Origin of the sequence: Streptomyces sp. NPDC007162 (assembly GCF_040634175.1) — a bacterium.
Classification (GTDB): Bacteria; Actinomycetota; Actinomycetes; order Streptomycetales; family Streptomycetaceae; genus Streptomyces.
Genome location: NZ_JBEYFC010000433.1, coordinates 1 through 7,678 on the forward strand (window position 1 = coordinate 1; position 7,678 = coordinate 7,678).

The window sequence follows — 7,678 nt, forward strand, 5'->3', positions numbered from 1 at the left end:
TAACCCGCGCCGGGACGAGGACGGTCGGGGTGTAACCGGCGGGCCCCCGGCGGCAGTTGAGTTTGGTGTGAAGGCGTCGGCGAGCTGGTCCACCGCCTGCCTCCCGATCGCCGCCGGGTCCTGCGCGACCAGCACCTGGAGGGTGCCCGCCTTCAGCGCGGCGACCTCGTCCGGCTCCGCGTCGAACGCGGCCACCTTCACCGCGCCCTGCTTGCCGGCCTGCTTCAGTCCGGTGGCGATACCGGTGCCGGTGTTGGTGTTGCCCGCGAACGCACCGCCCAGGTCGGGATGGGCGGCCAGGGTCGACTGGATCTGGGAGGCTGCGGTGGCCGGCAGGTCGTTGTCGTAGAGCGTGGGCAGCACCTTGATGTTCGGGTACTTGCCCATCTCCTCCGTGAAGCCCTTGATCCGTGCGTCGGTCGTCGACACGCCGGGCTTGACGCTGATGACGATGACCGAGCCCTTCTCGTTCATCAGCTTCGCCAGCGCGTCGGCCGCGACCCGGCCGCCCTTCTCGTTGTCCGAGGAGATCCGGGTGATGCCCACGGAACCGTCGCTCACCGTCGTGTCCACCAGCGCCACCTTGGTACCGGCCGACTGGATCTGCTTGAGCGACGGCGTCAGCGCGCTGGTGTCGACCGGCGAGATCAGCAGCCCGTCCGGGCGCGCCGCCGCCACCGAGTCGAGCAGCGGACGCTGCACCGACACGTCCCACTGCGCGGAACCGTCGGCAGTGAAGTCCATCCCCTTGGCCTTGGCCTCCTGCTGCGCGGCACAGGTCATGGTGATGTAGAACGGGTCGCTCTTCACCCCCGTGATCAGCCGGACCTTCTTGCCCTTGACGCCGCCCGAACTCCCCGAGCCGCCACCGTCGTTCGACGAACCGCACGCCGAGGCCGCGCCCAGGGCCAGCACCGTGCCCACCGCGACCAGCAACCCGCGCCGCTTGCGAATGCTCCCCATCACAGAGTTCTCCTTGTCACTCGTCATGCGCGTTCCCGGGTCTTCCTGCGCAGCTGGTCGACGTAGACGGCCACGACCAGCACCACGCCCACCGCCACGTCCTGCCAGTACTGCTGGACGCCGATCACGATCAGCCCGGTGGTCAGCACCGCCGGGATGAACACGCCGATCACGGTGCCCAGCACCGAACCGCGGCCGCCGAACAGGCTGGTACCGCCGAGCACCACCGCGGTGATCACCTTCAGGTTGTCGGTGGAGTGCCCGGCGATCGACGTCGTGCCGTACGAGGCCAGCCACATCACCGCGCCGAGCCCGGCCAGCAGCCCCATCAGGCCGTACACCTTCACCAGGTGCCGGCCCACGGGTATGCCCGCCCGTCGCACGGCGGTCGGGTTCGAACCGATCGCGAGGGTGTGCTCGCCGAACCGGGTACCGGCCAGCACCGCGCCGAACAGCGCCGTCACCACCGCGGCCAGGATCACCATCCAGGGGATGCCGAGCACCTTGCCGAAACCGAGGCTGTTCTGCAGGTGTGTGGAGGCCGCCCCGGCGGGATCCTGGCCGCCGGTGGCGAGTTCGGCGATCCCGAGCGCCGCGCCCAGCCCGCCCAGCGTCACGATCAGCGGCGGTACCTTGCCGCTCGCCACCACCGCGCCCTGCAGCGCGCCCCACGCCGTGCCCACCGCCAGCGCGATGACGGCACAGATCGCGACCGTGCCCCAGCCGGAGTCGGGACCGCCGTGGTGGAGGTTGTACTCACCCGCGGCCACCGCGGCCAGCACCAGCACCGAGCCGATCGACAGGTCGATGCCCGCCGTGATGATCACGAACGTCATGCCGACACCGAGCACCAGGTAGATGGCCGCGTTCACGGCGATCTGGGTGATGTCGTACGTGGTGAAGAACTTGCCCGGCGCCGCGATGGTGAAGAACGCCACCAGGGCCACCAGGATCACGAAGGTCCACAGTTCGTTGAGGCTCGCGGCCCGGCGGAGCCACTCCGGCACGCCCGGACGGCCGTCGACGGCCGCCGCCTTCTGGCTCTCCGCGCTCATCGGCCGCCCTCCGCTTCCCTGCCCCCGCTCGGGCCGTCCAGCGACCCGGTCATCGCCCCGACGAGCTCCTCGATCGTGGTGTCGGCCGCGGTGTACGACGCGACGCGCCGGCCCAGCCGCAGCACCTCCACCCGGTCCGCCACCGACAGCACCTCAGGCATGTTGTGGCTGATCAGTACGACACAGATGCCCTGGTCGGCGACTCTGCGCACGGTCTCCAGGACCCGGGCGCGCTGTACGACGCCCAGCGCGGCGGTCGGCTCGTCCATGAAGATGACCTTGTGGGCGAAGGCGACCGCGCGAGCCACCGCGACGGACTGCCGCTGACCGCCGGACAACGTTGTCACCGCGGCCGTCACATCCTTCAGTTCGACGCCGAGTTCGGCGAAGGCCCGTACCGCCTCCCGGCGCATCGCGGGCCGGTCGAGAACGCCGATGCGGCCGAGCAGCCCGCCGCGCACGATCTCCCGGCCGAGGTAGAGATTGGCCGCCGCGTCGAGATCGGGGGCGAGTGACAGGTCCTGGTACACCGTCTCGACGCCGTGCCGCTGGGCGTCCATCGGACCGGAGAACCGGACGGGTGCGCCGTCCAGGCGGACCTCGCCCGCGTCGGGGGCGAGCACGCCCGACAGGACGTTCACCAAAGTGGACTTGCCGGCGCCGTTGTCGCCGATCAGGGCGACGACCTCGCCGGGGTATGCCGTGAAATCGGCGCCCGAGAGCGCCTGGACGTGGCCGAAACGCTTGACCACTCCATGTGCTGTGAGCAGTGGTTCCCTTGCAGAGGCCATGTTGTGCCTTCTGGTTGGTATCGTTAACAGCTTGGCTGATTCTTGGGGCGCCCGCAGCGGGGTGTCAAGGGTGGTGCACACGGCGGGCAATCGTGTTACCACGGTTTCAATTCCCGCTATTTGTACGGCTGTTGATATGCCATCGAGTTGGTAACGTTAACGAGTCGACGCTCAAACGTGACGCAGCGGGAGGACGTGGCGTGGCAGCGACCCGGCCGACCATGAAGGACGTCGCCGCGGAAGCGGGCGTCAGCGCGATGACGGTGTCCCGGGTCGTCAACGGCGATGCGGCCGTCGCCCCGCACACCGCCGCCCGGGTGGAGGCCGCGGTCCGCAAACTCGGGTACCAACGCGACGACGTGGCACGGCAGTTGCGTCGCACCCGCGAACTGAGCCAGACCATAGGGCTGTTGGTCGACGACGTCGCGGACCCCTTCATGGCGGCGGTCGCCTCCGCCGCCGAGGACGTCGCCCGGCAGCGTGGCAGTGTCATGCTCATCGGTTCCAGCCGGGCCGACCTGCGCCGTGAACGCGAGGTGATCGCCGCGTTCACCGCCCGGCGGGTCGACGGGCTGATCCTCACCCCGGCGGCGGGCGGCCACCGCTTCCTGCGCCCCGCCCAGGTCCAGGGCACGAAGATCGTCTGCGTGGACCGGGCGGCACCCGGCCTGGACGTGGACGCTGTGGTGGTCGACAACTTCGGTGCGGTGCGGGAGGCCGTGGGGTCCCTGGTGGCAGGCGGCCATCGCAGGATCGGGTACGTCGGCGACATACCGGAGATCTGGACGTTCGGCGAACGCCGGCGGGGCTACGTCGCGGCGTTGACGGCGGCGGGGATCGCGGCGGACCCGACGCTGGTCAGGGAGGGGGTGCGATCGGGACCTGAGGCGGCGGAGGCGGTCACCGGGATGCTGGCGCTGCCCGACCCGCCGACGGCTCTGCTGGCCGGCAACGAACTCCTCGCCTTCGGCGCCCTGGCCGTGCTCCCGCCCGGTCTGGCCTTCGTCTCCTTCGACGACTTCGCGCTCGCCGCCCGGCTGACGCCTCCGGTCACGGTGATCGCCCAGGACCCGGTCGCCCTCGCCACCAGCGCGGCGCACCTCCTGTTCGCCCGCATCCACGGCGACGCCTCACCCTCACGCACGGTGGTGATGCCGACCCGGCTGATCCGCCGGGGCTCGGGGGAGATCCCGGGCCCCTTCGCCGCGTAGGGAGCTGACCGGAGCCCGACGGCGGGCCCGGTGGCCCGGCGGCTGTGAGGGCGGGTGGTTCGGCGGCGGAGCCCGGGCCCGGCGGCTGTGGGCCTGGTTGGCGGGCGGCGGTGAGCCCTCGGGAGCCTGGTGTGGGGGAGGGGCGGCGGTTGTGCGGCGGGGCCCGGTGGCCGTGAGGTCGGGTTGTTCGGCGGCCGGTCCCGGCAGCCCGGTGGAACCGCGTCCCGGTCAGTCGCCGCGGGTGGAGGCGCCTCGTGTACGGAAGGCGGCGCCCGCCGCGCGGGTGGAGGCGCCTCCCCGTACGGCGGGGGCGGCTGCCGGGCCCGGAAGCCGGGTGGAACCGCGCCCCGGTCAGTCGCCGCGGGTGGAGGCGCCTCGTGTACGGGAGGCGGTGCCCCTCGTGCGGGAGGCGGATCCCGTCGCGCCGCGGGAGGTGGAGCGCGTCCCGCCGGCCGTGGAGCCCGTCGTGTTGCCGGTGGCGGCGGTCCTCGCCTGGGCGGTGGTGCCCGCCGTACGCGTGGCCTTCGTGCCTCCTCGCGGCTGGGCGGTGGAGCCGGCCGTCCGGGTGGACGTGCCTCGGGACTGACCGGTGGAGCCGGTTGCCCGCGTGGCGGTGGACCTCTTCCTGCCGGTGGCGCCCGCCGTCTGTTCGGAGGTGCCCCGCCCCTGCTCGCCGGTGCTCCCCCTCCGGGTGTTCGTGCCCGTGGTGCGGGTGGCGGCGTCCGGCGCCGCGGATCCGCGGCCGCCTCGGCGCCGGCCGGCGCGTCTGCCGCGGCCGTCGGCGGCCTTCCCGGCCGTGCGGGACTGCGCCGCTTCCGCCGGCTGGGGCACCTCGATGGTGACGGGCACACCGGAGGGCTCGCGGGCGCCGGTGATGCCGGCCAGCTCAGCGTCGCTCGACCTGACGTGGGCCGTCCGGGGGCGGATGCCCGCGTCCGACATCAGTTGGGTGACGTCCCGCCGCTGCTCGGGCAGGACCAGGGTGACCACGCTGCCGGAGTCACCGGCGCGGGCCGTGCGGCCGCCCCGGTGGAGGTAGTCCTTGTGGTCGGTGGGCGGATCCACGTTCACCACGAGGTCGAGGTCGTCGACGTGTATGCCCCGGGCCGCGACATTCGTCGCCACCAGCGCGGTGACCTGGCCGTTCTTGAACTGCTCCAGGGTGCGGGTGCGCTGCGGCTGGGAGCGTCCCCCGTGCAGCGCCGCCGCCCGGACACCGACGGCCAGCAGCCGCTTGGCGAGCCGGTCGGCGGACCGCTTGGTGTCGAGGAAGAGGATGACCCGGCCGTCACGGGCCGCGATCCGCGTGGTGACCGCCTTCTTGTCGGTCTCGTCCTGGACGTGGAGCACATGGTGCTCCATGGTGGTCACGGCCCCCGCCGACGGATCCACGGAGTGCACCACGGGGTCGGTCAGGAACCGCTGCACCAGACGATCGATGTTGCGGTCCAGGGTCGCCGAGAAGAGCATGCGCTGGCCGTCCGGCCGTACCAGCTCGATCAGCTTGGTGATCTGCGGCAGGAAACCCATGTCGGTCATCTGGTCGGCCTCGTCCAGCACCGTGATGCCTACCTGGTCGAGTACGCAGTCACCGCGCTCCACGAGGTCGTTGAGCCTGCCGGGGGTCGCGACGAGAACCTCCGCGCCGCGCCGGAGCGTACCGGCCTGCTTGGTGAGGGAGAGGCCGCCGACCACCGTGGCCAGCCGGAGGTTCACCGCCGTCGCGTAGGGGGTCAGCGCGTCCGTCACCTGCTGGGCGAGTTCCCGGGTGGGCACCAGCACCAGGGCGAGGGGTGCCCTGGGCTCCGCGCGCAGACCGGCCGTACGGGCCAGGACCGCAAGGCCGAACGCGAGGGTCTTGCCGGAACCGGTACGCCCCCGGCCGAGCAGATCGCGGCCCGCCAGCGAGTTGGGCAGGGTGGCGGCCTGGATGGGGAAAGGAGCGGTCACACCCTGCGCGGTGAGGGTCTTCAGCAGCCCTGCGGGCATGTCCAGAGCCGCGAAGTCCTCGACGGCCGGGAGCGGGGGTGTCGTGCTCTGCGGCAGCCGGAACTCCGCCGACGACGACACGGACGGTCGGGGTGACGGGGCGCGCCGGTTCGACTTCTGGGGTCTGCGGGACATGCGGGGGTCTGCCTTCCTGGAAACAGCACAAACCGGGGTCCGCACCATGACGGTGCGGACCCCGGTGAGCGGATACGCGTCCGGTGATCAGGCGGGGACGATGTTCTCCGCCTGCGGGCCCTTCTGGCCCTGCGTGACGTCGAAGGAGACCCGCTGGCCCTCCTGGAGCTCACGGAAGCCCTGGGTCGCGATGTTCGAGTAGTGGGCGAAGACGTCGGGGCCGCCGCCGTCCTGCTCGATGAAACCGAAGCCCTTTTCAGAGTTGAACCACTTCACGGTTCCCTGTGCCATGACATTCTCCTTCTGTAGGCAGAGGCCCCATCCGGAGATGCCGGGAAAACAAACAATGCGCCTGATGGATGAACATTCCCGTCAGGCGCACCAAGTTCATGGGTACCACAACTGCGACTGACTCACCGTAGCACAGCTCCCGGGACCGCGGCAGCTCGGCGTGCCGCGGCCCACCGGGTGAGCAGCACCAGGGCCGTGCCCAGCGCCAGCCCCAGGGCGGGCAGCACGGGCAGCCGGCCGTCCGGCGCGAAGCCGCGCACGGCCAGCCGGCTCAGCGCGAGGACATCCAGGGCCAGACCGAGCCACAGCGGCCGGGCGCGGCGCAGCCCGGCGTCCGGACTGGTCCGCTCGTACAGCACGGTCAGCCCGCGTTCCAGCGGGCCGAGCGCGGCCACGACGCCTGCCAGGACCAGGCCGAGCAGCAGCAGCCACGGCACCCGCAGCGCCCACCAGGCGCCCGAGCCCAGGCCCGGCTCGGGCGCGAGGCCGGTCAGGTAGAACGCGGCGGCGGCGACCAGCACCGGCAGCATGTGCCACAGATACAGCGTCATGCTGGCCGCGCTCAGGAGACGGACCACCCGCCACACCCGCTCGCGCTCCAGCAGTCGCCGTACCGCCGGTGCGGCGAGCAGGCACAGTCCGGCCTGGGCCACCACCCACGCCAGCATCGCGGCGGACGGCGGATCGGTGTTGCCGGGGTGCTGTCCGGTCACCGCGATCAGGCTGACCGGGAACGGCCCGAGGGCCACCAGCGCGGCGAAGGCGGCCAGGCCGCCCGCAGCCATCGCGACCGGCACGTACCGCCGCCCGGTCAGCAGCCCGTCGCGCCAGCAGAAGCCCAGCTGGTAGGCCACGCCCCAGACGAGCACGTAGTCGAGCAGCCCTACGTACGGCGTGTGCTCCCGCACCACGAGCACGTCGACCGCCAGCGCCACCGTACCCATGGCCGGCGGGACGCGCGGCCCCCAGCGCCGGTGGGCCGCGTACATCACCGGAGTCAGGGCGCTGAGCAGCAGATACACCGGAAGGAACCAGAACTGCATCGCCATCGCCCAGCCCACCAGCGCAAGCGTGTCCGCGTCCACACCGGCCGCCGCGCAGACACCGACGGCGACCAGCACCAGACCGCTGTAGACGCCCACCGGGAGGAGCAGCCGCAGCGCCCGCCGGCCCAGCCACCCCGCGGCGGTGGCTCCGGACTCCCGGGCCCGTGCCCAGGAGCCGCCGGCGGCATGGCCGCCGG

Annotated in this window: 7 protein-coding genes; 1 reads left to right on the plus strand and 6 read right to left on the minus strand. The window is 72.1% G+C overall.

Translation table 11 applies throughout. From position 1 onward, the window contains the following. The 3 genes from ABZ646_RS35055 to ABZ646_RS35065 form a co-directional block, all read right to left on the minus strand. Positions 1-963, minus strand: a 963-nt coding sequence (locus ABZ646_RS35055) for an ABC transporter substrate-binding protein (RefSeq protein WP_360528160.1), incomplete at its 3' end; no start/stop codon positions are given. A 23-nt stretch (positions 964-986) separates the two neighbouring features. Then, positions 987-2,018, minus strand: a complete 1,032-nt coding sequence (locus tag ABZ646_RS35060) for an ABC transporter permease (protein WP_360528164.1) — start codon at positions 2,016-2,018, stop codon at positions 987-989. Continuing rightward, positions 2,015-2,809 (minus strand): ATP-binding cassette domain-containing protein, encoded by a 795-nt coding sequence (locus ABZ646_RS35065; RefSeq protein WP_360528167.1) that lies wholly within the window; start codon positions 2,807-2,809, stop codon positions 2,015-2,017. Before ABZ646_RS35065 ends, ABZ646_RS35060 begins: the two co-directional genes overlap by 4 nt. Positions 2,810-3,009: 200 nt before the next feature. Here ABZ646_RS35065 and ABZ646_RS35070 point away from each other — a divergent pair, with 200 nt between their 5' ends. Further along, positions 3,010-4,020, plus strand: coding sequence for a LacI family DNA-binding transcriptional regulator (locus ABZ646_RS35070; RefSeq protein ID WP_360528170.1), 1,011 nt, complete (start codon positions 3,010-3,012; stop codon positions 4,018-4,020). A 351-nt stretch (positions 4,021-4,371) separates the two neighbouring features. Here ABZ646_RS35070 and ABZ646_RS35075 read toward each other — a convergent pair whose 3' ends face one another. The 3 genes from ABZ646_RS35075 to ABZ646_RS35085 all read right to left on the minus strand — a co-directional run. Continuing rightward, a complete protein-coding gene (locus tag ABZ646_RS35075; protein WP_360528173.1) occupies positions 4,372-6,144 on the minus strand; it encodes a DEAD/DEAH box helicase in 1,773 nt (590 codons plus the stop codon). A gap of 87 nt (positions 6,145-6,231) precedes the next feature. Continuing rightward, a complete protein-coding gene (locus ABZ646_RS35080; RefSeq protein WP_007502648.1) occupies positions 6,232-6,435 on the minus strand; it encodes a cold-shock protein in 204 nt (67 codons plus the stop codon). Positions 6,436-6,557: 122 nt separating this feature from the next. Further along, positions 6,558-7,678 (minus strand): acyltransferase family protein (locus ABZ646_RS35085; RefSeq protein WP_360528176.1); only part of this gene is annotated, 1,121 nt, incomplete at its 5' end.